General features: G+C 66.7%; 27 protein-coding genes. 12 read left to right on the forward strand and 15 right to left on the reverse strand.

The features are described 5' to 3' along the window. The first annotated feature begins 133 nt into the window (after nt 1-133). Nucleotides 134-439, forward strand: a complete 306-nt coding sequence (locus NO876_RS14520) for a DUF5827 family protein (protein WP_256422383.1) — start codon at nt 134-136, stop codon at nt 437-439. Nucleotides 440-480: 41 nt separating this feature from the next. Here the strand turns inward: NO876_RS14520 and NO876_RS14525 are convergent, their stop codons facing one another. Then, a complete protein-coding gene (locus NO876_RS14525; RefSeq protein WP_256422384.1) occupies nt 481-1,764 on the reverse strand; it encodes an HAD hydrolase family protein in 1,284 nt (427 codons plus the stop codon). Nucleotides 1,765-1,862: 98 nt separating this feature from the next. Between NO876_RS14525 and NO876_RS14530 the strand changes: the two genes are divergently transcribed. Both NO876_RS14530 and NO876_RS14535 read left to right on the forward strand, forming a co-directional pair. Beyond that, complete coding sequence (locus NO876_RS14530; RefSeq protein ID WP_256422385.1) at nt 1,863-2,315, forward strand: DUF5799 family protein; 453 nt, start codon at nt 1,863-1,865, stop codon at nt 2,313-2,315. A gap of 78 nt (nt 2,316-2,393) precedes the next feature. After that, nucleotides 2,394-3,917 carry an RtcB family protein gene (locus NO876_RS14535; protein WP_256422386.1) on the forward strand — a complete coding sequence of 508 codons (1,524 nt, stop codon included), beginning with the start codon at nt 2,394-2,396 and terminating at the stop codon, nt 3,915-3,917. Here the strand turns inward: NO876_RS14535 and NO876_RS14540 are convergent. From NO876_RS14540 to NO876_RS14550, 3 genes are all read right to left on the reverse strand, one after another. Continuing rightward, complete coding sequence (locus NO876_RS14540) at nt 3,907-4,074, reverse strand: hypothetical protein (RefSeq protein ID WP_256422387.1); 168 nt, start codon at nt 4,072-4,074, stop codon at nt 3,907-3,909. The two genes, NO876_RS14535 and NO876_RS14540, sit on opposite strands and share 11 nt — an antisense overlap. A gap of 59 nt (nt 4,075-4,133) precedes the next feature. Beyond that, nucleotides 4,134-4,370, reverse strand: a complete 237-nt coding sequence (locus NO876_RS14545; protein WP_256422388.1) for a DUF7385 family protein — start codon at nt 4,368-4,370, stop codon at nt 4,134-4,136. A 78-nt stretch (nt 4,371-4,448) separates the two neighbouring features. Continuing rightward, the gene (locus NO876_RS14550; RefSeq protein ID WP_256422389.1) at nt 4,449-5,162 is read right to left on the reverse strand and encodes a DUF7117 family protein; all 714 of its coding nucleotides are present in this window, start codon (nt 5,160-5,162) and stop codon (nt 4,449-4,451) included. A 514-nt stretch (nt 5,163-5,676) separates the two neighbouring features. On the opposite strand from NO876_RS14550, the gene NO876_RS14555 reads away from it, so the two are divergent. Then, complete coding sequence (locus tag NO876_RS14555) at nt 5,677-5,973, forward strand: PadR family transcriptional regulator (protein ID WP_103992076.1); 297 nt, start codon at nt 5,677-5,679, stop codon at nt 5,971-5,973. Nucleotides 5,974-5,986: 13 nt separating this feature from the next. Here the strand turns inward: NO876_RS14555 and NO876_RS14560 are convergent, their stop codons facing one another. The 4 genes from NO876_RS14560 to NO876_RS14575 all read right to left on the reverse strand — a co-directional run bounded on the left by NO876_RS14560 (nt 5,987) and on the right by NO876_RS14575 (nt 9,874). Then, complete coding sequence (locus NO876_RS14560) at nt 5,987-7,309, reverse strand: AI-2E family transporter (protein WP_256422390.1); 1,323 nt, start codon at nt 7,307-7,309, stop codon at nt 5,987-5,989. A gap of 105 nt (nt 7,310-7,414) precedes the next feature. Next, nucleotides 7,415-8,014, reverse strand: coding sequence for a hypothetical protein (locus NO876_RS14565; protein WP_256422391.1), 600 nt, complete (start codon nt 8,012-8,014; stop codon nt 7,415-7,417). Nucleotides 8,015-8,145: 131 nt separating this feature from the next. Then, entirely contained in the window at nt 8,146-9,126 is a 981-nt protein-coding gene (gene fen / locus NO876_RS14570; RefSeq protein ID WP_256422392.1) for a flap endonuclease-1, read from the reverse strand. Between the two features lie 109 nt (nt 9,127-9,235). Then, a complete protein-coding gene (locus tag NO876_RS14575) occupies nt 9,236-9,874 on the reverse strand; it encodes a GNAT family N-acetyltransferase (protein ID WP_256422393.1) in 639 nt (212 codons plus the stop codon). Nucleotides 9,875-9,972: 98 nt separating this feature from the next. Between NO876_RS14575 and NO876_RS14580 the strand changes: the two genes are divergently transcribed. After that, entirely contained in the window at nt 9,973-10,569 is a 597-nt protein-coding gene (locus tag NO876_RS14580) for a class I SAM-dependent methyltransferase (RefSeq protein ID WP_256422394.1), read from the forward strand. Between the two features lie 119 nt (nt 10,570-10,688). Continuing rightward, nucleotides 10,689-11,111, forward strand: a complete 423-nt coding sequence (locus tag NO876_RS14585; RefSeq protein ID WP_256422395.1) for a DUF3054 domain-containing protein — start codon at nt 10,689-10,691, stop codon at nt 11,109-11,111. A 35-nt stretch (nt 11,112-11,146) separates the two neighbouring features. On the opposite strand, the gene NO876_RS14590 is transcribed toward NO876_RS14585, so the two are convergent. Together NO876_RS14590 and NO876_RS14595 are read right to left on the reverse strand one after the other, a co-directional pair. Continuing rightward, nucleotides 11,147-11,770, reverse strand: a complete 624-nt coding sequence (locus tag NO876_RS14590) for a hypothetical protein (protein WP_256422396.1) — start codon at nt 11,768-11,770, stop codon at nt 11,147-11,149. Nucleotides 11,771-11,841: 71 nt separating this feature from the next. After that, nucleotides 11,842-13,242, reverse strand: a complete 1,401-nt coding sequence (locus NO876_RS14595; protein ID WP_256422453.1) for an MFS transporter — start codon at nt 13,240-13,242, stop codon at nt 11,842-11,844. Between the two features lie 133 nt (nt 13,243-13,375). On the opposite strand from NO876_RS14595, the gene NO876_RS14600 reads away from it, so the two are divergent. The 3 genes from NO876_RS14600 (at nt 13,376) to NO876_RS14610 (ending at nt 16,654) form a co-directional block, all read left to right on the forward strand. Further along, nucleotides 13,376-13,606: a DUF8015 family protein gene (locus NO876_RS14600; protein WP_256422397.1), complete on the forward strand. Its 231-nt coding sequence runs from the start codon at nt 13,376-13,378 to the stop codon at nt 13,604-13,606. A gap of 232 nt (nt 13,607-13,838) precedes the next feature. Beyond that, the gene (locus NO876_RS14605; RefSeq protein ID WP_256422398.1) at nt 13,839-14,837 is read left to right on the forward strand and encodes an ornithine cyclodeaminase family protein; all 999 of its coding nucleotides are present in this window, start codon (nt 13,839-13,841) and stop codon (nt 14,835-14,837) included. Nucleotides 14,838-14,926: 89 nt separating this feature from the next. Next, nucleotides 14,927-16,654: a glycoside hydrolase family 13 protein gene (locus NO876_RS14610; protein WP_256422399.1), complete on the forward strand. Its 1,728-nt coding sequence runs from the start codon at nt 14,927-14,929 to the stop codon at nt 16,652-16,654. Between the two features lie 35 nt (nt 16,655-16,689). Here the strand turns inward: NO876_RS14610 and NO876_RS14615 are convergent, their stop codons facing one another. After that, nucleotides 16,690-17,757, reverse strand: a complete 1,068-nt coding sequence (locus NO876_RS14615) for an mRNA surveillance protein pelota (RefSeq protein WP_256422400.1) — start codon at nt 17,755-17,757, stop codon at nt 16,690-16,692. A gap of 185 nt (nt 17,758-17,942) precedes the next feature. Here NO876_RS14615 and NO876_RS14620 point away from each other — a divergent pair, with 185 nt between their 5' ends. Next, nucleotides 17,943-18,428: a DUF3592 domain-containing protein gene (locus NO876_RS14620; RefSeq protein ID WP_256422401.1), complete on the forward strand. Its 486-nt coding sequence runs from the start codon at nt 17,943-17,945 to the stop codon at nt 18,426-18,428. A 13-nt stretch (nt 18,429-18,441) separates the two neighbouring features. Here the strand turns inward: NO876_RS14620 and NO876_RS14625 are convergent, their stop codons facing one another. The 3 genes from NO876_RS14625 to rqcH form a co-directional block, all read right to left on the reverse strand. Then, nucleotides 18,442-19,140 carry a DUF4013 domain-containing protein gene (locus NO876_RS14625; protein WP_256422402.1) on the reverse strand — a complete coding sequence of 233 codons (699 nt, stop codon included), beginning with the start codon at nt 19,138-19,140 and terminating at the stop codon, nt 18,442-18,444. 183 nt (nt 19,141-19,323) lie between these two features. After that, complete coding sequence (locus NO876_RS14630; RefSeq protein WP_256422454.1) at nt 19,324-20,043, reverse strand: DUF4013 domain-containing protein; 720 nt, start codon at nt 20,041-20,043, stop codon at nt 19,324-19,326. A gap of 162 nt (nt 20,044-20,205) precedes the next feature. After that, nucleotides 20,206-22,338, reverse strand: a complete 2,133-nt coding sequence (gene rqcH, locus NO876_RS14635; RefSeq protein WP_256422403.1) for a ribosome rescue protein RqcH — start codon at nt 22,336-22,338, stop codon at nt 20,206-20,208. A gap of 208 nt (nt 22,339-22,546) precedes the next feature. On the opposite strand from rqcH, the gene NO876_RS14640 reads away from it, so the two are divergent. Further along, complete coding sequence (locus tag NO876_RS14640; RefSeq protein ID WP_256422404.1) at nt 22,547-23,128, forward strand: DUF8114 family protein; 582 nt, start codon at nt 22,547-22,549, stop codon at nt 23,126-23,128. After that, entirely contained in the window at nt 23,129-24,007 is an 879-nt protein-coding gene (locus tag NO876_RS14645) for an RNA methyltransferase (protein WP_256422405.1), read from the forward strand. Nucleotides 24,008-24,161: 154 nt separating this feature from the next. Here the strand turns inward: NO876_RS14645 and NO876_RS14650 are convergent, their stop codons facing one another. Further along, nucleotides 24,162-26,075: a methyl-accepting chemotaxis protein gene (locus NO876_RS14650; RefSeq protein ID WP_256422406.1), complete on the reverse strand. Its 1,914-nt coding sequence runs from the start codon at nt 26,073-26,075 to the stop codon at nt 24,162-24,164. Between the last annotated feature and the right edge of the window lie 13 nt (nt 26,076-26,088).

Raw genomic sequence — 26,088 nt, forward strand, 5'->3', positions numbered from 1 at the left:
CGGGACCGAAGGTCCCGCTGGAAGCCGGCGCACAGCGCCGGCGACGGAAGCGAGTGGGAAGGCGTCGGGGAAGTGAGGCCAAAGGCCGAACGGACCCGACGGAACTTTTCCGTCCCGTCGACGAGGGGAGAGTATGCCTGAGCCGAAGGACGCGTTCGAGACGCTCTACCCGTACCGGCTGTATGAACCCCGAGAGGTTCTCGACCCCGAGATGATGTACACGGTCCCGGAGATCGCGCGCCTGCTCCAGGGATTGGATTCCGACGTCGAGCTCGACGCCGACACCGAAGAGCGGGTCGTCGCGTGGACGATCCCCTGGCTGATGGTTCACGCCGACGAACTGGTGATCAACGATCCGGTCGGCGACGAACCCGGCTACTTCGGGGTCGAAAGCGCGGACGACGAGGCCGAAACGATCCCCGACGACGCGGACGTGTAGCGGGCGGAAGCGGAGACGTCGTCGGGTCCACTACGCCGAGGCTACCACTCTGCGAGCTGATTCAACACCGACACGGTCCGGAGGATCGACCCGGCGTCGCCGGGTTCGTACACCAGTTCGTCGGTCGAGCGCACGTGCGAGAGGACCGACTCCGAGGCGTGTCTCGGTGCCGCCGCGAGTCCGGCGTCGGCGTCGCGGGCCCACTCCATCACCCGGAGGTCGGACTTGCTGTCGCCCATCACCAATGCGAAGGGGTCGTCGATGCCCAAGACGTCCAGCGCCGCGTCGACGCCCGTCGGCTTGTCGAGGTCCAACGACCCGATCTCCGCGGCGTCGGCGTGGTAGTACCCCACGTCGATACGGTCGAACCGCTCTCGGATCGGATCCGGGACGGCGTCAATCCCGCAGTTCGGCGTTTCGCCCTCGTCGGCGAGGACGTCTGCGATCTCCGGGTCGGCCTCGGCGTAGTACGCCCGCGCCCAGTCCTCGGGTCGGTCGTCCTCCTCGCCGTCGACGCTCCGAACCTCGATTCCCACGTCGCCGACTCCCTCGACGGTCTCGGCGACGGCGCGGCCGAGCAGATCGATGAGATACACCAGCCCCTCGTCGATGACCTCCGCGGCGGCGTCGCTGCCGACGTCGAAGTTCGGCTTGAGCGTGACGTTGAACTCGTTGCCCTGGAGGTGCAGCGAGCGTCGGAGCTCCGCCGGCGCGGCGGTGAGCACGCGGGAGCGAACCACGGAGAAGACCTCCTGTATCTCCTCGTCGAGCGTCTCGTACAGGAGCCGCTTCGTGTCCGACCCGTGGCCGGGCGTGAACACGCCCGTTCCCGCTTCGTAGACGATGCTGAACGATCCCGAGTGAACCAGCTCCGTGCCGAGTCCCTGGATCATGAATCCCTTCACGTTCTCGAGGGTCTGTCCCGTGCAGATTACGATCGGGATGCCCGTCTCGTGCAGTTGCGTCAGCAGGTGGAGCGTCTCCCGCGGGATCTCGTTGTCCGTCTGGCCGGCAGACCGCAGCGTCTCGTCGACGTCGAGCACGAGCGCGTTCACCGAGCGGTCGTACTTCGAGTGGAGATCGAGGGCGGTGAACGTCTGCTCGCGGGTCGCGCGGGCGGCGACGTTGGCGAGCGTTTCACCCGCGGCGAACGACTGGGCGATCGTCTGCTTTCGGCCCTCCAGTTCGTCGCTCGCGTCCTCCCAATACTCGAGTGCGACCCGGGAGTCGACGGGGGGAAAGAGGTCGACGAAGTTCTGGAGATCCCGCAGCGTGTCCGTCTCGTACTCCTCGTAGAGGGAATAGAGGAGGTCGTACCGATCCATACGTACTCCCTGATCTCCGTCGATAAAAACGCGTTCCTCGACGAGTGATGCGGGCTCTGAGGGAAACGCTCAAACCGGCGACTGACCTACGTAGGCGTATGGCAGACTGGACCGACAGCATCGTCGGAGATCGGATGGCTGTCGATCGGGAGTTCACAGACCGGGTCGAGAACTCCGAGTTCTCGAGCCAGGAGTGGGGACTCATCATGACCGCGACCGAGTTGGACATCGAGCACGCCGACGACCCCGAGCAGGCGCGGATCGTCGCCGACACCGAGAAGCTCCCGCAGATCATGCCGGAACTGGACAACATCCAGTCGCAGATGGCACAGATGGGCGGCGCGGGAGGCGATCAGTCCGGCGGATCGTCGGGCGGCGTCGTCGACCAGATCAAGGGCGCGCTGGGGCTCGGAAACGGAACGAGCGGCGGGTCGGATCGAGAGCGAATCGCCGCGGCCGAACGGTTGACCCAGGAGTACGCCGACGCGCTTCAGTCCCACTTGGAGTCGAAGAACAAGTGGGAGCAGGTTCGGATCGCCTACCAGGAGTAGCAGCGCGGTTCACCTCGCCTCTCTTCGGAGACACTCACGAAGGGAACGCTTTCCTCGCGGGCCGTCGTCTATCGAGATATGAGCGATCACGACGACCACGAGGTCCGCGAATACAACGGAATTCGCCTCGAACGGATCCGCGAGCACGTCTGGGAGATCCCGCGCGAGGGCGGAATGAACGTCCCCGCACGAGTGCTCGCGAGCGAGGCGCTTCTCGAACAGATCGGCGACGACAAGACCCTCCAGCAACTTCGGAACGCGACGCACCTTCCAGGGATCGCAGACCGGGCGATCTGTATGCCCGACGGTCACCAGGGCTACGGGTTCCCCGTCGGCGGCGTGGGCGCGACGGACGTCGAGACCGGCTGTATCTCGCCCGGCGCGATCGGCTACGACATCAACTGCGGCGTCAGGATGATGCGGACGAATCTGACGTACGACGACGTCGTCGGGCACGAGGAGGAACTCGTCGACGCGCTCTTCGCCAACGTTCCGTCCGGCCTCGGCGGCGGCGGAATCGTCGAAGCCGACCGCGGCACGCTCGAAGCGATTCTGAACCGCGGGGTCGACTGGGCGCTGGAACACGGCTACGCCGTCGAGGACGACCTCGCTCACTGCGAAGACGAGGGGATGCGTCCCGACGCCGACCCCGACGCGGTGTCTCAGAAGGCGAAGGACCGCGGAAAGAACCAGATCGGGAGCCTCGGCTCCGGGAACCACTTCCTGGAGGTTCAGCGCGTCACCGACATCTTCCGGCCGGAGGTCGCGACGGAGTTCGGGCTCGAAGCCGATCAGATCGTCGTGCTGATCCACTGCGGCTCCCGCGGGCTCGGTCACCAGATCTGCACCGACTACCTCCGACGGATCGAACAGGAGCACGGCGACCTCCTCGCGGAGCTTCCGGACAAGGAACTGGCAGCCGCTCCAGCAGGCTCCGAGTTGGCCGAGGAGTACTACGGCGCGATGTGCGCGGCGATCAACTTCGCGTGGGTGAACCGACAGCTGATCATGCACCGGACCCGACGCGTCTTCGAGCGCGTCTTCGACCGAGAGTGGGAGTCGATGGAGATGGAGTTGCTCTACGACGTCGCACACAACATCGGGAAGAAGGAGGTCCACGAGGTCGGCGTCGACGCCGAGGGGCGACCGGCCGCACCCGACGACGCGGTGGATCGGACGGAGCGGGAGCTCTACGTCCACCGGAAGGGCGCGACGCGGGCGTTCCCCGCCGGCCGCCCGGAGCTGCCGGCCGCCTACCGCGACGTGGGACAGCCGATCATCATCCCCGGCAGTATGGGGGCGGGCTCGTACGTCCTCCGCGGCGGCGAGGAGTCGATGGCGGTGTCCTTCGGCTCGACAGCGCACGGTGCCGGCCGAACGATGAGTCGGACGCAGGCGAAGAACGAGTACTGGGGCGAGACCGTCCAGGAGGAGCTCCGCGATCAGGAGAAAATATACGTGAAGGCTCAATCCGGCGCGACGGTCGCCGAGGAGGCCCCGGGCGTCTACAAGAGCGTCGACGAGGTGGTCCGCGTCTCCGACGAACTGGGGATCGGCGACAAGGTCGCCCGGACGTTTCCCGTCTGCAACATCAAGGGGTGAGCGCGGCTTCGACGGTCCCGGCGAGGCGACGGTGCCGCCGACGACAGGGGGCGAACAGGCGGCGCATCTGCGAGTCGCCGCGACGGCGCGCCGCACACCCGCCGTGACCGTCGCGGCCCGGTTTCAGATCACGCGGGGTGTGGTCCCGCCATCGCATACAAAGGCTCGGGTCGCCCGCGGGGTTTTCTACCCGTCCGGCGAGCAAAAATCGGTGCATCAATCCTCGTGTGTACACACCACGAGACGGTCGTCTTCGCGAGAGACACAGAGCCGGACGACGTCGGCGAGATCGAAGGAGTGGCCTCTGCGCTCGGTGAGCAGAATCCGCGAGAACGGGTCCCCGCAGGCGGGACATTCGACCTCGTCGCGGTTCTCGTACAGCGTCACGTCCCCGTCGGACCGGAGGAGTTTCATCCGGTGTCGAACGGCGTGTTGATCGAACTGATCGCCCATCGACGAACACGTCGGGCGTCGGTCGGCAAAGTGGTTGTCGTCGAGTCGCGGGTCCAGCCGGGCCGGGGTTCCAGATCGTTACCCGAGCCGCGAGAGTCGATCGCGCGCCTGCGAGAGGGCGGCCTCGTCTCCCTCGGTCAGGTACGTGACGAGGTCTCGCGCCGCCCTGACGAGCGCTTCGGATTCCCCGGTCGGCACGTCCCCGTGCACCGCATCGATGCGTCTGACGTGCGTGTCGATCGTTTCGCGCGCCCGCCCGGCGGCCGGATCGGGGTTGTCGTCGAGCCACGTCCCGAGGTCCGAACAGAACTCCGAGAGCACCGACGCGTACGCCAGACCTCGTGCGGCGGTCATCGAGTCGGGGACCGACGACGGGGGCGGGCGCTCGCCGTTGTCGGCGCCGCGGAGCAACTCCAAGACGTACAGACGCGTGGCCTCGTCGGGATCGCGCGTTCGATCGAAGACGTCCACGGCGTGAAGTAGTTCCGCGGCCGCGAGGACCGTGTCGTCGACCGTCAGGAGGTCCCCGCTGTGCACGAAGCCACGCTGTCGAACGTAGTCCCGAAGCGTCGTTTTCAACTCGTCGGCGACGTCCCCGATGTCGGCGTCTTCGCCGAGCGCGGCGCGGTGTGCGGAGAGGTCCAGTCCCACGGCGCTGTCGGTGTGTCGCTCCCGGTCACCGACGCCGACGCTCCGCAGACTCTCGCAATCCGGACAGGAGACGGCTCCCGTCTCGAAGTACGACCACTCCCGCCCGCAGTCCTTGCAACGGCGACGACCACGGATGCGCATACTCTCATCTATCCACCGAGAGAGAAAAGCGCGTCGCGACGGACGTCCGTCGGAACAGGGCGTCGGAATCTTCGTCGCAGCCGATATATTTATGTACAGCAGTCGGTAAGAGGCAAGTGACGCTTCGCTTTGGAGGGCCGAAGCGTCAGCGGGGACCAATTCAGGGCGGCAAGCATCCGCGTTTTTCACGCGGCTTGCTTCCTTTTCGCGTACTGACGAACCCGAGAGTGACACGACGACCCCGAGAGCGTGTCCGTCCGTACTGCCGATCGGGCTGAGGCGTCGGCGACGCCAGTTGGCCGTTTTGCGGGTCTATCAGACGGCCCGACAATCGAGATTCTGTATTTGAATAGACATATTCGCATACTGACTGCGGAGACGTAAGATGATAGATATGTATGTCGATCCTTCATCGACGGCCTATCGCCGCTCACCGCAGCAACGGGTACTCAAGCCACAACAGAGGTCGACATGTTTATTTTGGAGAACACTAATGTACGAGTAGAATAAGCAGATGTACGACCTGACAGGATTCCAGCGCGACTTGCTGTACGTGATTGCCGGTCTCGACGAACCGCACGGACTCGCCATCAAAGAGGAACTCGAAGAGTACTACGAGAAGGAGATCCACCACGGCCGGCTCTACCCGAACCTGGACACGCTGGTGGAGAAGGGACTCGTCGACAAGGGACAGCGCGACCGCCGAACGAACTACTACACGCTCACCCGCCGCGGCCGCCGCGAGATCGCCGCGCGGAAGGACTGGGAGAGCACGTACATCAACGTCTCCTTCGACGGCATCGACGACTGATCGAGACGGAAACCTAGGAGCGTTCGGAGAGGTCGGCACCGAACTCGAACCCACTAGCGGCCGTCCGGCTCTGCGTTCCGCCGTCCGTTTCGGTGCCGCTACTCGGTGATCCACCCTCTGTCGCCGATTTTCCGTCTCGCTTCGATACCCGTTCAGCGTCGTCTACTCCCGAGTCCGCTCCGTCGGCGACGACGCCCGACCCGGGCGGATCGGCTCCGATGTGGTTCGCGGAGGTGTCCACGCCGGGATCGACCGCGAACGGGACGAGCGACCTCCGCTCGATCAACACCGGGAGCACGTGCCGCGCGAAGTTCACCACGAGCACGAGTATAATCGGGCCTAAGAAGATCCCGTACCAGCCGAAGAGCAGCGGTCCGAGCGTGTACGCGATCATCACCGCCCCGACGTGGAGGTTGCGCCCGGAGATGTACGGCCTGAGCACGAGGTCCGGGATGGTGTCGACGACGACGAACGATACGGCGGCGAAGACCGCCGTGAACCACAGCGTCGTCGGGTCCACGAAGTAGGAGGTGACGCCGAGGTAGAGGGCAACGGGGACGTAGACGAGCTTCATCCCGACGACCGGAATCAGACTCGCGATGCCCGCGAAGAGTCCGACGAGCGCCGCGGCGGGGATCGCGACGCCGGGCGGCGCGATGACGTTCAACAGCGAATACGCGATGACGCCGATCGTTCCGGTGAGGACCGCGTTGAGAATGTTCCCGAAGAAGATCTTCGTGAAGTCGCGATCGACGGCTCCGAGGAACAGTTCCAGCACGCCCTTATCGTCCGCGATGGTAGCGCGGGCCCATCGCGAGAGCTTTCGATCGTCTCGGAGCAGGTAGAACGCCAGGGCGATCATCGCGAACAGGTGGACGAGTCCGATTCCGACGAAGGCGAGGACTTCGCTCGCGGATCCCAGCGACGAGAGCACCTGTTGTATCTGTTCGACCGTCATCGCCGACGGATCGAGGGCGAGGAGCCCCTCGAAGTCGGTCAGGCTGGCGAGTTGCTCCTCGGAGATCGGGTACTGTGAGAGGTCGAACAGCCCCTCGTTGGTCAGCCGGACCAGTTCGCTGATCGCGACCGCACCCGTGTAGGCGACGAGCGCGAGCGCGGGGAGCGCCAACAGGAACAGCGAGACCGCCGCGGCGAGACTGGGCGGATAGATCCGCGTCTTGATCCGGCGGTAGATCGGCCGCGTCGAGTAGTAGAGGAAGAGCCCGAAGACGAAGGTCCCGACGAACGAGTAGACGACGTACGAGAGCGCCGCTCCGAGCGCGAGGCCGACCGCCCACCACGCGAGCCGAGAGCGACCCATCCCGAGAACGGACATACCGAACGAGGGACCGCGACGGGACAAAAAGCTACCGCGCAGACCGACTCGGTGTCTGGACGGGACGGCGCTGTTCGCTCGGCACTCGATCAGACGCCGAATCGATCATTCGAGAGTCGCGTTCGGCGCTCGATCCGCCGACGAAGAAGGCGTTCCCTCCGGGAGCGTCGGGGTGTCTTCGTCCGGCGTCTGCGATACGACGTCGCACGCGAGGGCCGTCGAGATGACGCGGGCTCTGACGCTGCCGTCCGGTCGGACGGCGATGTGGGTCGCGGAGTCGTTGCAGTCGACGAAGTCCCGCCGGACGCCCAGTTTGCGCTCCGTCCCCTCGGGTGGGTCGACGCAGAGCACGTAATCGGAACGACGGTACACGTCCACGCGGAGCGATCCGTACGCCGGGAACGTCGGCGCTAGGTCAAGCGGTGTCTCGTCGGTCCCCAACTGCCGGAAGCGCACGCCGATTTCCCGAGTATCGGCGTCGTCGTTCCAGACCACCGCGCGGTGGTGGGCCGCGTCGGCGGGCTCGCCGACGCGGCGACTGTCGAAGGGCTCGCCGGCATCGAACTCGGTGAGTCCGCCGTCGCCGGTGGTGGGAAGCGGCTCGGGCGTCTGCGTCGTCGACGCGTCGGTCGACGGCAACGAGACGCAGCCGCTCAAACAGCCGATCGCGAGGGCGGCCGAGGAGAGGAAACGGCGGCGACGCATTTGTTCCGAATACGGAGGAACACACTAAACTGGTTGGGAAAGGTCGAATGCGCGTTTGAGTTATCGCACTGTCGCTTCGGTCGTCAGTCGGGCGGACACCCGATTGGACTGCGAGCCCTCGACGGGGCGGATCAGGTCCACTCGTCGAGGCCGGTCTGCACCAGCGAGGACTCGATGCGCTCGAACCCGCGGGCGACCTCGTCGGCGTCGACCTCCCACTCGTCGACGACGTACGCCCTCGCGGCGTCGATGTCCGGCGAGATGTCCGCGTCGAACGCGTAGTCGTCGGTCACGGGCGGATCCAAGAAGAGCTCTCTCACCCGGTCGGCGTGCTCGATGTACGCCCCGCGTGCGTCGAGGACGGCCCAGAGGTCCCCGTGTTCGCGGACCGCCGACAGCGCGGTCTTCGGACCGACGCCGGAGAGCCCCTCGTTGAAATCGGTGCCGCAGAGGATCGCCACGTCGACGAGCTGCTCGCGGGTGATGTCGTGCTCGGCCAGCGTCGCCTCGAGGTCCATCAGTTCGGGATCGCCCTTCGAGGTCAGCTGTCTGAGCGTGTAGGGCGCGCCGAAAAGCAGCGTGTCGTAGTCCTCGCTGCCGACGTACTCGACGTCGCCGCGGAGCGCCATATGCGACGCCTGCGCTTCCCCCTCCGCGGGGGCCTCGACGACCGGGACGTCGAGCAGTTCGAGCAGTTCTCGGGTCGTCTCGTGAATGACGTCGGTCAGCCGCTGAGTCCGGGCCTCCAGGCGAGCGGCGGCGACGGCGTCGCCGCGCTCTTCGGCCTCCTTTCTCCGTTCTTCGGCCTCCTCTCTCGCTTCGCGTCGCTCGGCCACCTCGTCGTCTTTCAGCTCCGTGACGCCGCCGTCGAAGACGAACACCGGAACGAGGTCGTGCTCGAAGAACTTCGGCAGCCCCTGAACGAGGCCGATCAGGTTCGCCACTTCCTCCCCCGCCGCGGTCGTGTACGCCTCCTCGCGGGTGAACTTGACCGTCGTCGTCAGATAGCGGTACAGCCAGTTGTGCGCGTCGACGGCGACGACGCTGCCGGCCACCTCCTCGAAGGAGACGTCCGAGAGCACCGCCAGGCTCCGTAGATCTGCGTTTCCCATCGGTGTGCGTTCGGTCGGCCGTCGATTTAACCCTCGGGATTGGAGGTACGTCGGAGCCGGGTCGGGGTACGTCGGAACCGGGTCGGGGTACGTCGGAACCGGGCCGGCGCTACGTTTCGGCCGGATCGCACACGTCGGGGGGACCGACACCGACCCGGTTACGGAGGAACGACGCCTCCGGTTCGCCGAGGTCACGCTCCCGAAATCGCTCCAGGCCGGACCGATAGACCGCGGCGTCCGCATCTCGGGGTCCCGTCGCCGGAGTCCCGTCCGCGCGCCGTTCCAACACGAGTTCTGCGACCCCGGTCTCCTCGCCGGTCCACTCGAAACCGGCTTTGTACATCGCCTCGTAGGCGAAGGGGTTGTTGACGGCGATCCTGAGTCGTTCGTAACCGCGCTCGGCGGCGCGGGGCGCGACGAACGCGGCGAGTCGCGGACCGAGTTCCTCGCCCTTCGCATCCGAGTGAACGGTGACGTAGCGGTACCACAGCGTCGCGTCGTCGGTCCGGTCCGCGTTGAACGCGAGTGCGGCGAGGATGCCGGCGTCGTAGTCGTCGGCGTCGTTGTCTCCGGCGTCGCTGTCGTCCTCAGGCTGGGCAAGCGTCGGATCGGCCTCGCGGTCGCCCGCCTCGCGGACCACCGCTTTCCCCGTGTTCGACATCACGAACTTCCCGGCGTAGGCGAAGTTCCGGTAGTCCAACCGAAGGGTCGGCCCGTCCGGCGGCCACCCGAGCACGACGAACTCCATTGGGAGTGTCTACGAGGGACGGTCGCAAGAGTCCAGCGGTGCCACAGCCGACCCGGTCCGGCGACAGTTCCATGGTCGCCCGCGACGAACTTTGGGGTATGTCTTCCCGTTTCGGCCCCGGCGACGTCCGGTTCTTCGACCGATTGGCCCGGTTGTACGACGTCGCGATGCCGCCTGCGAGGGTCGGCCCGCTTCGCGACGGGTTCGCGTTCGCCGACCGATCGATCGAACGGGTGCTGGATCTGGCCGGCGGAACCGGTCGCGCCTCGCGTGGGCTCCAGCGCGCCGGGATCGATCCGGTCGTCGTCGACATCTCGGCCGGGATGCTCGCTCGCGCCCGCGCGGCGGGACACGAGGTCGTCCGGGGCGACGCCGGGCGACTCCCGATCGGGGACGACGCCGTCGACGCCGCGGTCGTCGTCGACGCGCTGCATCACCTCTCCGATCCGGCCGCGGGGCTCTCTGAGGCCGCTCGGGTCATCCGACCCGGCGGTGTACTCGTCGTCCAGGAGTTCCACCCGCGAGGGCTTCGCGGTCGAGCGCTCGTCGCGGCCGAGCGACTGGTCGGCTTCGATTCGACGTTCTGGGAGCCAGCGGAGCTCTGCGAGTCGCTGACGGCAGCCGGCTTCGACGCGCGGATCGTCCGCGAGGGGTTCGAGTACGTCGTGGTGGGTCGCGTCCCGGCGGGAGAGTGATCCTCGCGAGACCCGTTCGATCGGCGGATTGATCGAGCGGTCGCCAAGTCGGTGAGAGGGCCACGCCGAGCGCCGATCGATTCCGAGAGAGCCATTAGGGAGCGTCCGAATCGTCGCGTATGTCAACTTCGGAGGGATCGTTCCTCGCTCGACGTATCGACGCCGGGGCGGCGCCCCTCGCCGTCGTCGACGTGCTGGCGCTCGCCGCCGTGCTCACGATCGGCGTCATCAACCACAACGGCGTCGACTACCTCACGACCGCCCCGGTGGGATGGTTGCTGACGCTCGTCCCCTTCCTCGTCGGCTGGGCGGTCGCCGCGCCGCTCGTGGGCGCGTACTCCGCCGGCGCGGCCGAGTCGGCCAAGGCGGCGATCCCGCTCGCGGTTCGCGCGTGGGTACCGGCCTCCATCGTCGGGTTCGCGCTCCGCGCATCGTCGCTGTTCCCCGGCGGGTTTCAGCTCTCGTTCGGCGTCGTGATGTTCCTCACCGGCGCGATCGCGCTGATCGTGGCTCGGTGGCTCTTCTTCAAAGTCGTCGGGTAACGCCGCTCACGCCGTGCAGAACGCGGCTGTTCACCCTACGTCTCACATCCCGATTCTTCCGGATCCCACTCGTACGTCTCCCGCCTGTCGACGACGACGAAGTCACACTCGTTGGTCACGAACCTGACGTCGTCGGCGACTCGGAGTAGTCCCGCGTGGTTCAGCCCGTCACCGCGGAATTCGGGCGGACAGACGCGGACCTCCCAGTCGTCGTTCACCCGTTCTCCGCTGTCGAGCGCGACCTCGACGGCGTAAGTCTCGCCGACGACGCCGACCGCCTCGAAGGCGATTCCCTTCGCACCGGGGACGGCGTACGCGCCGTCGAGGACCATCGCCCCGGTCTCGTCGTTTCGCACCGACAGCGACACGCAACAGTCCTCGGGGCGGTGGTTCTCCACGTAGAACGGGTCGGGGCCCGCTCGCGGCGGGTCCGAGGGCGTCGCAGCGGTGGGTGATCCGGCTTCGGAACCCGCCGGGGCGTCGGTGGTCGGGGGATGTCTAGTCGCCGTTTCGTCCGCGTCACCGGTCGTTTCGGATCCGTCGTCGGCTGTTCCGCGCGTTGGCGTCGCCTCCAGGCAACCCACAAGCGTCGTCGACGTCGTAGCGCCGAGAGCGGCTAGGAACTCGCGTCGGCCTCGACGGGGTGGAGGGGCTCCCATACGAGGACATCCAGCGATCCGAATAAGTGTCTTCTGTCGGCCGCTGCGCCCTATTTCCGGGCCGTCACTCGTCAGGCAGGCCGACGCCGTCGCAGGAGATAGAGGCCGACGCCCGACCCGGTCGCGCCGAACATCGCGAGCGTGAGAAAGAGCGCCGCGGGCGTCGCGTAGGTGAGGATCGTCCCGGCGATGGCCCCCCCGAGCGCGCCGACGCCGAACACGCCGAGGTAAGTGAAACCGTACGAGAGACCCCTCGTCCCCGCGGGGGAGTACTCCGCGACGGTGGCCTGATAGAACGGCTGGACGAGGAAGAGCGCACAACCCAGGGCGGCACCCACGACGAGGAGCGGCCCGAGACCGGCGTTCGCCGCCGGGAGGAACACCAGCGCCAGGAGAGCCAGCAGGCCGAACCCGCCCGCGAGGCCGGCTTCGACGGGGATCCTGTCCGTGAGCTTCCCGCCGAGGTACTGGCCGAGGACGCCGACGATGAGCAGTCCGGAATAGAAGTACCGCTCGGGGTTGATCGCGCGCTCGGAGTCGGGTTGGACGCCGAGGGCGTCGGTGACGGACGTCGGCAGCGCCGACGTCAGCGGGATGGGCTCGAATCCCGGCAGCGATTCGAGGAGGTTCGGGAGGAACGTGAGGACACCGCGGTAGTAGAGTCCAGACGCCATCACGACGACGAACACGAGCGCGAACGCGCCGGCGAAGAGCCGTCGGCTCTCGACGCCGAACTCGGTGAGCGATGCGACTCCCGTACCGCCCCTGTCGTCGCCGACGGATTCGCCGTCGGAGTCGGCTGCCGAATCGCCGCCGGCGTCGACGGCCGCCGTCTCGTCGAACCGCGCACGCATCGCGTACGCGCCGGCGACGAGCGCGGGAAGCGCGAGGAGGACGGAGACGACCGTCCAGTCGACGAACAGGAGCAGTATCGCGGTCAGGAGCGGTCCCAGCCCGGTGCCGACGTTGCCGGCGATCCCGTGGTAGGCGAAGCCCGTGCCGCGCTCCGTGACGCCCTTTGACAGAAGCGTGAGGCCCGCCGGATGGTAGACGCTCGCGGCGGCGCCCCACAGGAGCAGCGCGAGGGCTACGACGAGCAGGTTCGGCGCGAGACCGAGCAGAACGAACGACCCGGCCATCCCGAACAGACAGAGCGTGATGAGCCGCGCGGAGCCGATCCGGTCGACGAGCACGCCGCCCGGGAGCGCCCCGACGCCGAAGAGGCCGTACCCCGCAGTCACGACCAGTCCGAGCGTCGCTTCGGTCACGCCGACCTCGACGATTCCAAGCGAGAGGACGTCGAACTCGGTCAGCCAGATCGAGACGAAGATCGGGATCGAAAGCTCGTAGGTGTGCACCATCCCGTGAGCCAGCATCACCAACGCGACGATCGACCGATCGTTCGAGTTCACGTCTGCCCGTCGGAGGAGCGGGCAGTTCAACGCACCGATGTCGACGCCGTTCTCCGGCATTTCCCCGCCCGAGTCCCGTCTCGGCCGCTTCGTTTTCATAACTTACAAAGAACCAATTCAGTGGTGCAGTTGAACGTTGTAATCAGCTACGGGAAACAATTATAACACATACGCACGTAGCGTGTGGTGTGGTATGCCAGAGTACTACGACTACGTGCTCGGCCTCATCCCGCTGACGCTGTTCGGACTCACCGGCGGGCTGCTGCAGACGAGTCTCGCGCTCACGCAGGCTCTGCCGATCGCCGCCGCCGTCACCATCGGAATCATCGGTCACGCGCTCTTCATCCGGCCGCCGAACGGGTCTCGGGCGGGACGCCGTAGTAGCGAAAACCGCAGTACAGGGCAGTTTCAGAACGCGGATTAGACGACCGTATCTCGACGCCGATCGATCGTTCGTCTCTCGGTTTCTCCGCCTCTCCGCCCTTCGCTCTTTGCTCCACCGTTTTCGCCGCGGTTCCGGAGCCGTCGCATTCACGTCCTCCGCGGCGTCCGCGAGGTCCGGCCGTGGCGGGTGAGCCCCCCCACGAGATGTGTCGTTCCCCACGGACACGACGGTTTCCCGCACGTTCTTACCCGCGGCCGTCGAACGCAGATCTATGACCGAGACGCTGTTCCTGACGAGCGCGGACGTGGACGGCCTCGCGACACCCGCCGAGTTCGTCGACGCGGTGCGCGAGGGGTACCGGCAACGCGGCGAGGGCGCACCGGCGGAACCACGGACGAAACTCACGAACGCCGATCCGCCGGGCTTTCTCACGACGTACGCGGCCGTGCTCCCGGAGACGGGAGCGATGGGCGGCTATATGTACAGCGCGGGGTTCGGCGCGGCGGACGCGTGGTTCGCCACCCCGCTCTTCGACGCCGAATCGGGCGCACCGATCGCGATGGTCGACGGCGCGAGTATGAACCCGTTCAAGACGGGCGCGACCGGTGCCGTCGCGGCCGACGCACTCGCTCGCGAGGACGCCTCGTCGGCGGCGATTATCGGCAGCGGCCCGCAGGCCCGCGGGCAACTGCGCGCGCTGGCGACGGTCCGCGACCTGGAGACCGTCTGGGTGTTCTCGCCCACGAAGGAGCACCGCGAGTCGTTCGCGGGGGAGATGGACCGCCGCCTCGAGGGAAGCGTCGCCGCCGTCGCCTCCGCCGCTGCGGCCGTCGAGGGCGCGGACGTCGTCGTGACTGCGACGAACGCGAGCGAACCCGTCTTCGACGGCGACGACCTCGAACCGGGAACCCACGTGACCGCGATGGGGCAGTACGACCGGGAGAAACGGGAACTGGACGCGAAGACGATCAAGAAGGCCACGTACGTCCCGGATCTCGAAAAACGGGTCACGGAGGACGCCGGGTCGTTCATCGCCGCACTGGAGGCCGGAATCGTCGACGAGGACCACGTCCACGCCGAACTGGGCGACGTCGTCGCCGGCAACGCCCCCGGCCGGGAGTCCGAGGACGAGATCACCGTCTTCGACAGCGGCGGGACGGGCATCGAGACGGTCGCCGCCGCGTACCTACTCTACGAGAGAGCCCGCGAGGCCGGACTCGGTCAGACGATCGACTTCGCGCCTGGCAGCGAGGCGCTCACCGGCGAGTGAGCGCGGACCGCGGGCGGACGCCGTCGGAGTCAGACCGACGGTCATCCGAAGACAGATGAGGAGACGAGACGTCTCACGAGGTGTTCGTTATGACCCCCGATAGCTCGCCCTCTTCGGATGTCCCGGACCGCCAGTGGTGGAAGGAAGCGATTGTCTACCAGGTGTACCCGCGGAGCTTCAACGACAGCGACGGCGACGGCGTCGGCGACATCCCGGGGATCACGGCGAAGGCCGAGTACTTCGACTCCCTCGGCGTCGACGTCGTCTGGCTCTGTCCCGTCTACGAGTCCCCCCAGGCGGACAACGGCTACGACGTCAGCGACTACCGATCGATCGCCGCGGAGTTCGGCACGATCGAGGACTGGGAGCACCTCTTAGCGGAGTTACACGACCGCGACATCCGACTCCTGATGGATCTCGTGGTCAACCACACTTCCGACGAACACGAGTGGTTCGAGAAGTCCCGCCGGCGCGAGGCCGGCTACGAGGACTACTACTACTGGCGCGACGGCGGAATCGGCGAGAACGGCGATCCCGTCCCGCCGAACAACTGGGGGTCGTTTATGGGTGGGTCGGCCTGGACGTACGACGACGAACGCGAGCAGTGGTACCTCCACCTCTTCGACGAGAAGCAGCCCGATCTCAACTGGCGCAATCCCGACGTCCGAGAGGAGGTCGCCTCGCTCGTGGAGTGGTGGTTAGAGCGGGGCATCGACGGATTCCGAGTCGACGCGATCAACTACATCTCGAAGCCCGAGGGACTTCCCGACGGGGAGTCCGATCGCGAACCCACCGGCATCGAGGTGTTCAGCCACGGACCGAGGATCCACGAGTACCTCCGAGAACTGTACGAGCGGACCTTCGCGAACTACGACGTGATGACCGTCGCGGAGATGGCCGACACGACCGTCGACCGCGCCGGCGAGTACCTCGGAGAGGACGGCGACGGCCTGAATATGATCCTCCACTTCGAGCACATGGACGTCGACGTCAGCCCGCGCGGGCGGTTCGATCCGTCGGAGTGGGGCGAGTGGAGCCTCGTCGAGTTCAAAGAGATACTGAGCCGCTGGCAGACGGGACTCGGCGACGACTGGAACGCCCAGTACCTCGGCAACCACGACCAGCCCCGAATCGTCTCGCGGTTCGGCGACGACGAGGCCTATCGCGTCGAGAGCGCGAAACTGCTCGCGACCTTCCTCCTGACGACCCGCGGGACGCCGTTCGTCTACCAGGGCGAGGAGATCGGGATGACGAACGAGGAGTTCGAGCGCCTCGCGGACCTCGACGATCCGATGACGATCGGTGCCGTCGAGGACGCCGCCGCCGCCGGCCGCGCCGGCTCCTTCGATGAACTTCGGGAGTTCGTCAACTACGTGAGCCGGGATCACGCCCGGACGCCGATGCAGTGGTCCGACGACGAGCACGCGGGATTCACGACCGGGACGCCGTGGTTCGACGTCAACGCGAACTACCCGGAGATCAACGTCGAGGCGGCGCGCGCCGACGGGGACTCGATCTGGCACCACTACCGGCGGCTCATCGACCTCCGGCACCGAGAGGACGTACTCGTCTACGGGGAGTACGAACTCCTACTCCCCGAGGACGAACAGCTCTACGCGTACACCCGGACGCTCGGCGACGAGCGACTCCTGATCGTGCTCAACTGGTCGCCCGAGCCCGCCTCGCTCGATCCGGACGAGACGGACGCCGATCTCGGACTCGCGAACGCGACGACGCTTCTCTCGAACTACGATCCGGACGCGACTCCCGTCGGCAGAGCGTTCCGACCCTACGAGGCAGTCGTCTTCCGACTCTGACGTTCGAGGAGACCGACACGCGGCCCGACCCGACGCTACTGCAGTCGGTACCGCAGCAGCGCCGCGATGCCGCCGAGATTCCGCAGCTGCTGGCCGGGGTCGAACTCCCCGGAGAAGACAGTCACCTCGCCGCCCTGACGCTCGACCGTCTGGATGACCTCGTTGACGTCGACGTCCCAGTCGCCGTCGCCCTGCCGCTCCTGTCGCAGTCGGTCGTCGACGACGAGCAGGGTCTCGACGGCTCCGAACTCCGCGGCCTCGGCGACCTCGTCGATTCCGTAGGCGACCTTCTCCCCCGTCGCGATTCCCTCCATCAGGTCGTCGAGGAGCGACGCCTCCTTCGAGATGCGCGTCTGCGTCTGCACCTCGTCGACCGCGCCGCGTTTCAACACCTCGTGGACCCCGCGGTCGCCGACGGCCGCCGTGTCGACGACGGTGAGCAGGTCCGCGACCTCGGCGTGGTTCTCCGCGATGTAGTCGCGGGCGTCCTGCTTCGTGAACCCCGGCCCCGCGAGGATGATCGCGTCCACGTCCATCCGGGAGAGCGCCTTTCCGAGCTCGGCGAAGAGCTCCGATCGGGGACGCGCGTACTCGCCTTTCCCCGTCGGCGCGGTGAAGGAAAACCGCTCTTCGGTCCCGTACTGTGCAACCGTGTGGATATGGGCCTCGCCCTCCTCGACGGTGGCGATAGCGACGTCTGCGTTCTCGGCGGCCTCCTCGGCCGCTTCGATCCGCTCGACCTGATCGGGTTTGAAGTGCTTCTCGATGGTCACCTCGTCGTGCTCCTCGACGTTTATCGTGTGGTGGTGGCCGAGTTGGTCCTCCCGCGAGCAGTCGACGATCTCGCCGCCGACGCGCAGGCGGTTCGCGAAGCGCGCGAACTCGACGTCGTCGACCTCGATGGTCACGAAGAGGTGCTCGCGCTGGCCGCCGGTGTCGCGGAGCTGTTCGTCGTCGCGCTGGATCCGCCGCGTCGTGTCGCCGGAGACGAGGTCCCCCGATTCGAGGACGTGCGAGAGATGCCACAGGTCGTCGACGTTCTCGGGGACGAGTGTCATCCGCTCGCGACCCTCCTCGCCGTGGCCGCGACTCGAAATTCGCATACCCGACTCTCCGAGGTCCGGGGCCTAAACATCCACCTTTTTCCACGGAGGGGTCCTGAGGACCTCTCCGAGCAAAAACCTGGAGGGAAAAACCGCTCGCCCCGCTCGCGGACGCTCACTGAATCGGTTCTTCGCACACCCTCCAAACGGGTGTTTTTTATGACATCGGCCGATCACCGTCTCTCGTGGCCCTGAATCTCTCCATCGGTAGCGACGGACCCGACTCCCCACGTATCGCCCTCCTGATGATCGTCGTCGGCGTCGTCGTCGCCGGCTACGGCGGCTACGACTACACCCAGCAGTCTGACGCCGTCGAGAACGCCGTCGAGGTCGGCGCGACGGTCGTCGAGACAGGTATCGAAGAGTCCTCCTCGCGCCGCGGCGGAACCGAGTACCGCCCCGCGGTCGAGTTCGAGTACCGGTACGACGGTGCGAACTACACCGGAACCGACGTGTACCCGGCGTCGACGCAGTCCAACTTCGACACGGAGGACGCGGCGCGGTCCGTCCTCGACGGGTACGGCGAGGGCGAGCGAGTGACGGCGTACGTGGACCCGAGCGCGCCCTCGGAGGGCTTTCTCAAAGCCCAGGAGTCGAACGCGCCGATGAAGGTGGCCGGACTGGGCGTGCTGTTCGCGCTCTTCGGCGTCGTGTCGGTGCTCAGGTCGTGACGACCGCGCCCGATCAGTACGTCGTCGCCGCGGCACCGCCGCGTTTGCCGGCGAGGCCGTCGGCGAACCCGCGTCCGAACAGGTAGTACGTCACCACCTGAACGTAGAACAGGCCGAAGATGCCGACGACGACGACGCTGAGGAGGCTCGCGATCGACCCGAGAACGAGGCCGACGGCGACCGCGAGCACCCACGCGGTGAGGTACTCCGTCGTCGCCACGCCGTCGATTATCGTCGAGACGTCGAACGCCGCGGCGATGGAGTCCTCGCGGGCGAAGTTCGCGAACATTCCCGGCGCGACGTAGCCGACCGCCAGCACGACGGCGATAAACAGGAGGAACCCGAGAACGCCGACGGCGGCGAAGATTCCGCCGGCACCCGCGCCGGGGTCCGCCGCGGGCCCGCCGCCCGAGAGGAGCGACCCGGCACCGAAGATGGCGGCGACGACGAACATCGCCACGAGGACGACGAGCGAGACGAGCAGGTTCACCGCGAACAGTTTCAGACCGTCGACGAGCAGGTCTCCCCAGTCGGAGAACGTCGGAGCCTCCGGGTCGCCGCTGGACGAACCGCGGAGGATACGTACGTAGTATCCCTGGAGGAAGAATATCGGGATCACGAACACCGTGAGCAGACTCAGGAGGCCGCCGACGAGGATCGTTCGGAGCCAACTATCACCGTTCAGCGGGTAGGACAGGGCATCTGATAGCATCGGCTCGGACCTCACGACGCAAACAAGTAATTCTTGCGCCTACCCGACGTCAAATCGGCCGACTCCGACGACGTTGTCAGGGATGATAGCCCCGTCTGCACGCCGACTCGCTCTGTCTGCACATCTGCGACTAGTGCCGCGACTCCGGTCGAAAGTAGCGTGGAATACGTATAGCCGACAGTATCACACCGCGGGCGACTCGCCCATCGCGTCGTCGTGCTCGCCGAGTTCGACGTCGCGGAGTTCGCCCCAGGCGTGGCCGATGAGGTAGTAGGCCGCGACCGCGGCGTAGAACGCGATGAATCCCCCGATGACCGTTCCGATGACCGGGACCGCGTTCAGCGCGCCGGCGATCAGGCTGGCCGCGAGGATGATCGCGATGCCGTAGACCCAGGCGGTGGCGTAGGTCCCCGACGTGAGGACTGGTCGGAGTTCGCCGACGGAGAACGCCGCGCCGAGTCGATCGGTCTCTGCGAAGGCCGCGATGGCGGCCGGAATGACGTACGCCGCCAACAGGCCCAGTGCGAAGGCGAACAGGCCACCGACGAAGAGCCCGGCCATTCCGAGCCCGACGAGGCTGGCGGATTCGGCGCCGCCGCCGACGACGAACGAGAGGACGCTCCCGCCGATCACGACGGCGGCGATGACGCCCGGGACGAGGCCGTAGACGAACGCCACGACGAAGGCCTTGATCCCGTCGGCGAACAGGTCGCCCCACTCGTCGAAGGCCGGCGGCTGTTCGTCCTCGTGCATCGTCCCGCGGACGACCCGGACGAGGTAGCCGAGGACGAGGAACGATGGGACGATGAGAACGCTCAGGAGGCTGAGGATGCCGCCGATGAGTACGGTTCTGACCCAATGCTCTTCGTCGTTTCGGAGGTACTGCAGTGACTGTTGTATCATCGTGTTCACCGAGCGGTGCCCTCGACGTCACGAGACGCCGTGATGGCAGCGTTCGCTCAGACTGATCAGTACGCTGTCACAGGAGATAAACATAGACGGCTTACTTTCCGTAATTCGATCGTAACGTGACAGCAGTATTTCACTATTGTCGCGTCCGACCACTCACCCGTCGACGACCTCGCTCCCGCCGGGCGGGAGGAACTCCTGGATCTTGTCGGGGCTGGCGACCTTCCGGAGGAACGACTGGTCGGCGAAGCGCTCTTTGAACTCCCGATAGAGCATCTTCGCGGCGTCGTTCTGGGCGTACCGCCCCGGTTGCACCCGAACCGACGTGGCCACGCGCTCTTCGATCGCCGACGGTGGCCCGCCGAGCACCCGCGTCTGGCCCTCACACTGGACGCCGATGGCGACTTCGGCGGCGACGTCTCTGAAGTACGTTCTGTCGCCGCGGATGACGAACGATCCCTTCTCGATGTACTCGCCCGACTCCGGCGTCTTCGACACCTGATCGGGCGTGACCATATACGCCTCGCCGGCGTACCGGCCCTCCTTCCAGGTCGAGGAGTACGAGACGGCGAACTGGGCGGCCTCCTCCTTCGTCGATTCCGGGAACTCGACCTCCTCGGAGGGCTCTGATGGCCCCGTCGCCTTCACGATCGTCACCGGGCCCCCGTGGGCCTGCGTGTGGAAGAACAGGTCGTGTTTGTTCAGGTACTTCGTGACGATCTCCTCGTTCTGGTCGGCGTTGCGACCGCCGATGACGAGGAAGCCGTCGGAGGTGTGGAACCAGCGGAACCGCTCGTACCACTCCTCGGAACTCCTGATCGGAATCGACTCCATTTCGAGCCAGTCGCGGTCCGCGAACTCCTCCTCGTCGTCTTCGTCTTCGGCCTCCGTCTCGCCCTCGTCGTCTTCGTCTTCGGCCTCCCACTCGTCGCGTCTCGTTTTCACGGCCGCGAGTTCCTCGCGCGTGTTCTCGATCGCCGCGAGCGCGCCCTCTTTTTTCCCTTCGATCCGCTTTGCCTCGGTGTAGAGACGGTCGGCGTTCTTCTCGACGCCGTCCTCGACGTCGACCTCCACGTCGGTTCCGTCGAGTTCGATCGTGACTGTCCCCTCCGCGCCGTCGACGTCGACGACCGCTTCGGCGGCGGGGATACCCTGTTGGGCCCCCGCATCGAGCGTCTCGCGGATCTCGTCCCAGGGGACGCCGCTCTCCCGCGCCTCGCGGACGGTCGAGAGCACCTCGTCGACGAGGTCGTACTTCGCATACAGCAGTTCCGCGCGGCGACGCTCGGTCTCGGCCTGCTGTTCGAACCCCTCGATGGCACCCTCCTGCTGGTCGATGATCCGTTTTTTCTTCTCGATCTCGGCCTCGAAGTCGGGGCGCGTGCTCCCCGGTTCCTCGGCCTCGGACTCTTCTTCGATCTCCAGCCGGTAGAAGTACGCGTCGAGCGCGCCGTTGAAGGAGTCGTACGCCTCGCTGTCGAGGCCCTCGCGCTCGTGTTCCTTCAGCGGGAACGGGGTCGCGTCGACGACCGCGCCGTCGTCGTCGGTGTAGACCCGGGGATCGATCTCCCCGGATCGGAGCCTGGTTCGGAGGTCGTCGATCGCGTCGTGGAGCGCGCGGTACTCCTCCTCGCCCGCGTCTTCGATGGGCATCGTCTTCTCGACGCCCGCGCGGGTGCAGACCTCCTCGGCGTAGAGGCCGCCGAGGTTCAACTGGGTCGCGAGCGTCCGCACCACGTCGGTGTCGGAGTCGTCCATGTTCCGAACGAACGCCTCGTAGCCGACCGTGAGCGGGTCCAGTCGGGAAGAGGGGAACTCGTACTGCGCACCGGGAGCGACCGTCCGCGACTTGAGTCGGACGGTTTCGAGGCTCTGTACCACCTCGCCGGTCTCGTCGAGGACGGCCACGTTGCCCTGGCCGAACAGTTCGACGACGATCCTGGTGTTCTCGTCGTCGCGCTCGAACTCGAAGACGAGGATGCGGTCGAACTCGAACTGCTCGACGCCCGCGAAGTCCGCCCCGGAGAGTCGGTTCCGCAGCATCATCGCGAAGTTCGGCGGCCGTCCGGGCGCGTCGGGGACGTGCTCGGGGTCGGCGACGTGTGCCCGCTTGGTGTCGCCGACTTCGAGGATCAGTTCCACCCGGCCGCGGTCGAAATCGCGCATCCGGAAGCGGAGCAGGTCGTCGCCGTAGAGGTAGGCCTTGTCGACCTTCGCCCCCTCGTACCGGTTCAGTTCGGTGACGAGGGCGGCCAGGTCGACGCTCGTGAGCTCCCGCTTCGGGTCCATACCCCTCCGTTCTCGCGGGGGAAGGAAAAGCCGCACGTTCCGGGCGCTCCGCGGACGCCCAGCCGTGGACGCTCTGCCGACGTCCAACCGCGCCCGCCCTGCTCACATCCAACCGCGCCCGCCCTGCCGACGCCCATCGGCGGCGACTCCGACTCCGTCGCCCGTCGAGACGCGCTCCTTTTATTTGCCGACGCGCTATCGTCCGCTAATGGCCAAAGTCAGCATCGGTCTCCGCGGCTGGCGCTTCGACGAGGAGGAGGTGTTCACCGACGACGGCGAGTTCCGCGCGCTCGATTCGGTGCCGGAGGACACCCGGAAGCGGCTCATCCGCCTGACCTACCTTCAGGAGAAGCCCTGCGACGCCTGCTATCTCGTCCACGGCGAGGCGGAGCAGCGCCGCGCCAATCAGGCCGAAATCGTCTACGGGGAACCGATGGAGGAGGTGCTCCTCTGCTCGGAGCACGAGGCGGACTTCCTCTACTGGTTCCGCGAGGAGGACGGGAAGGCGGCCGCGGGAACGGAGACGTTCCGCGACCAGTTCCACGAGTGGTTCCTCGCCGGCAACCGCGCCCCGGAGGGCTACGGCGGCCTCGAACACGTCGACACCGACCCGGACACGCTACCGACCCCGCCGGAACCCGCGGAACTGAACCGCCGGCTCAACGAGAACTACGAGGGCGAGCGCAAGCGGATCGACCTCAAGACCGGCGAGATCACGACCGTCGAAGAGGGAGAGGACGCGCCCTCGCTCGGTGACGTGGACCTCAGCCGCGACTACCCGACGAAGTAGATGTCGGGAGAGAACACCGCCCCGACCCGCAGCCGCGAACCCGTCGTCGTCGTCGTCGAACCGGAGACGCCCGGGAACATCGGAACCATCGCCCGCGCGATGAAGAACTTCGGACTCTCGGACCTGAAGCTCGTCGATCCGCCCGAACTCGACGAGGACGGCGAGGCGTACGGTTTCGCCGGACACGCTCGCGAGGACGTCCTCCCGAACGCCGCGGAGGTGACGTTCGACGAAGTCGTCGAGAACTACCACACGATCGGCACGACCGCGATCACCAACGAGGACAGCCGAAAGCACGCTCGCTTTCCGTTCAAGACGCCGGTGGAGGTACGCGAGAGCCTCGAAGCCGTGGACACGGAGACGGCGCTGGTGTTCGGCCGCGAGGGCACCGGCCTCGACAACGCCGAGTTGAAACGGCTCGACGAGGTGTGTTCGATCCCCGCGAGCGGCGAGTATCCGGTGTTGAACCTCGGGCAGGCCGCGACGATCCTCTTTTACGAACTCCGGTCGCTGACCGTCGAGGAGACCCAACTGCCGGACGTCGAGCGCGAGCGGGCCTCGGAGTCCGAGATCGACCGCTTCTACGACTTCTTCGGGGAGTTCCACCGGTCGATCGACAGTCGGGAACACAAACGCGAGAAGACGAACGTGATGATGCGGCGGCTGCTCGGCCGAGCCCACCCGACAGAGCGGGAGATCACCACGCTCACCGGCATCTTCCGGCGCGCGAACGACCTCCTCGGAGACCGCTCGTTCGGCGATCACACGAGTGAGAGCGGCCGCGACCCCGACACCGATCGCGACTCCGACGCCGACGACACCGAGTCTGACCTCGATACCGACGACATCGACGCGGTCGAGGGCTCCGCCAACAGATGAGGAATGCGGGAGAGGCGTCGACGACGCGCGTGCCGATCAGGTGAGAAGTGGGTGTGACGTTCGTCTGAGTGCTGGGATGTGACGTTCGGCTGAGAGCCGGAAAACAGGGCCGCTGAGAACGCGGATTCCAGAGGAAACGTGGTGTCAGAACGGGTTATTCCGGTCGGCCGCCGTCGCCGACGGCGACAGTATCGGTCGGACCCGCGTCGGGACCGCCGGCCCTCGGTTCCGACTCGGCACTGCCGACCTCGAAGTCCGACACCAGCGACTGGAGGCGGTCGGCTTGGGTCGAAAGAGACTCGATATTCGAGCTGACCTGCGAGATCGACGCCGCCTGTTCCTCCGCGGCCGCGGAGACGTCCTCGGCCTCGTCGGCGGTGCGCTGGCTGATCTCGGCCACCTCTTCGACCCGCGAGACGGCGTGTTCGGCGCTGGCCGCCTGATCGTCCGTCGCGCCGCTGATCTCCTGGATTCCATTATCCGTCTCGTCGGTGTTCTCGACGACCTGGGTGAACGCGTCGAGGACGTCTTCGACCGCCTCGACGCCCTCCTGCATATGTTCCTCGGCGGTGCGGGCCTCCTCGACGGTCCGGGCCGTCTGCGCCTGCGTCTCCTCGATCAGTTCCTCGATGTCGTTGGCCGACTCCTGCGTCTCTTCGGCCAGTTGCTTGACCTCGTCGGCGACGACGGCGAACCCGTCACCGCTGCTCCCGCCGCCCGTGCTGCCGACGCGAGCGGCCTCGATGTTCGCGTTCAGCGCAAGCAGGTTCGTCTGCTCGGCGATGTCGCTTATGAGTTCGACGATCTCGCCGATCTCCGCCATCTGTTCGTCGAGGCGTTCGACGTGGTCGACCGTCGAGTCGATCGCGGTCTGTCCGTCTCGCGTGTCTTCGATCGCTCCCCGCGCGGTCGATTCGCCGGCCTCGGCGACCTCGGCCGTCTTGTGCGAGGTCTCCGCGACGGTCTCGGCCGACGCCGCCACCTCTTGGACGGTCGCCGAGAGGTCCGTCATCTCGCCGTAGACTTCCTCTAACATCTCTCGCTGGTCGGCCGTGCCGCCGGATATCTCCTGGATCGATTCGCTGACCTCCGCGCTCGCCTGTTTGACCTCGTCGGCCCCGGCGTCGGCCTCCTCGCTCGCGGCCGAGACCTCATCGACGGACCTCTGGATGTCGGAAACCGCCGATTCCATCTCGTCCATCATCTCGTTGTAGGCCTCGCCGATCTGCGTCATCGCCTCGCTCTCGCTGTCGGCGTCGAGTCGGGCGGTGAGTTCGCCGTCGGCCGCCCGCGCCATCGTCGCGCTGTAGGCGTTGGCCTTGGTTTCGAGGTGCTCGTTGAGTCGCTCGACCTCGCGCTGTCGCCGCTCGGCCTCGGCCTTCAGCTCCTCTGCCTCCTCGGTCTCCGCGAGTTGCTTTCGTGTCTCCTCGCGGGAGCGCTCGATCGAGTACCAGTTGGCCATCAACGCGCCCGAGAGCGCGAGGACGAAGGCCGCGTGGATCCCCGCCCACACGAAGGGGTTGTTGGCGCCGGCGGCGTGGTTGTACACCTCGCCGGGGTTCAACATCCCGAAGACCCCGTGCTGGATCGCGACGTAGACGATTCCGACGAGGAACGGGAGCCAGTCCTCGTAGATCGCGACGACGCCCATCACGACGAAGAAGTGGAAGTGCGCCTCGATGTATCCGCCCGAGAAGTACACGAGGATCGCAGACCCCGTGGCCAGCCCGATCGTCGCGAGCGTCGTCCGCGTCCGACGCCCCAGACGCGGCCAACTCGCCAGCGCGGCGATGGCTCCGAGAACGCCCACCCGGAGGACGATCTGCGAGAGCGGCCGGCCGGGAATCGTCGCCCCGGTAAAGGAGTCCGTTCCCTCGTACAGCCCCAGCGCGAACAGCAGGGGGATGTGCGCGAGGAGCAGAACGACGATGTTGCGGTGGCGACGACGCCACGACTCGTCGGGGATCGAATAGCCGCTCGGCGTGTACTTGATGATCTCCCTGACGGTTCCCCGCACCCCGTCCCCGAGCTCAGTCCCCCCCGCGGTGGTACCCGTCGCCTCTGCCATACGTGGTGGCCGC

It is taken from the genome of Halobellus rarus, assembly GCF_024494595.1.
In the GTDB taxonomy this organism is placed as follows: domain Archaea; phylum Halobacteriota; class Halobacteria; order Halobacteriales; family Haloferacaceae; genus Haloquadratum; species Haloquadratum rarum.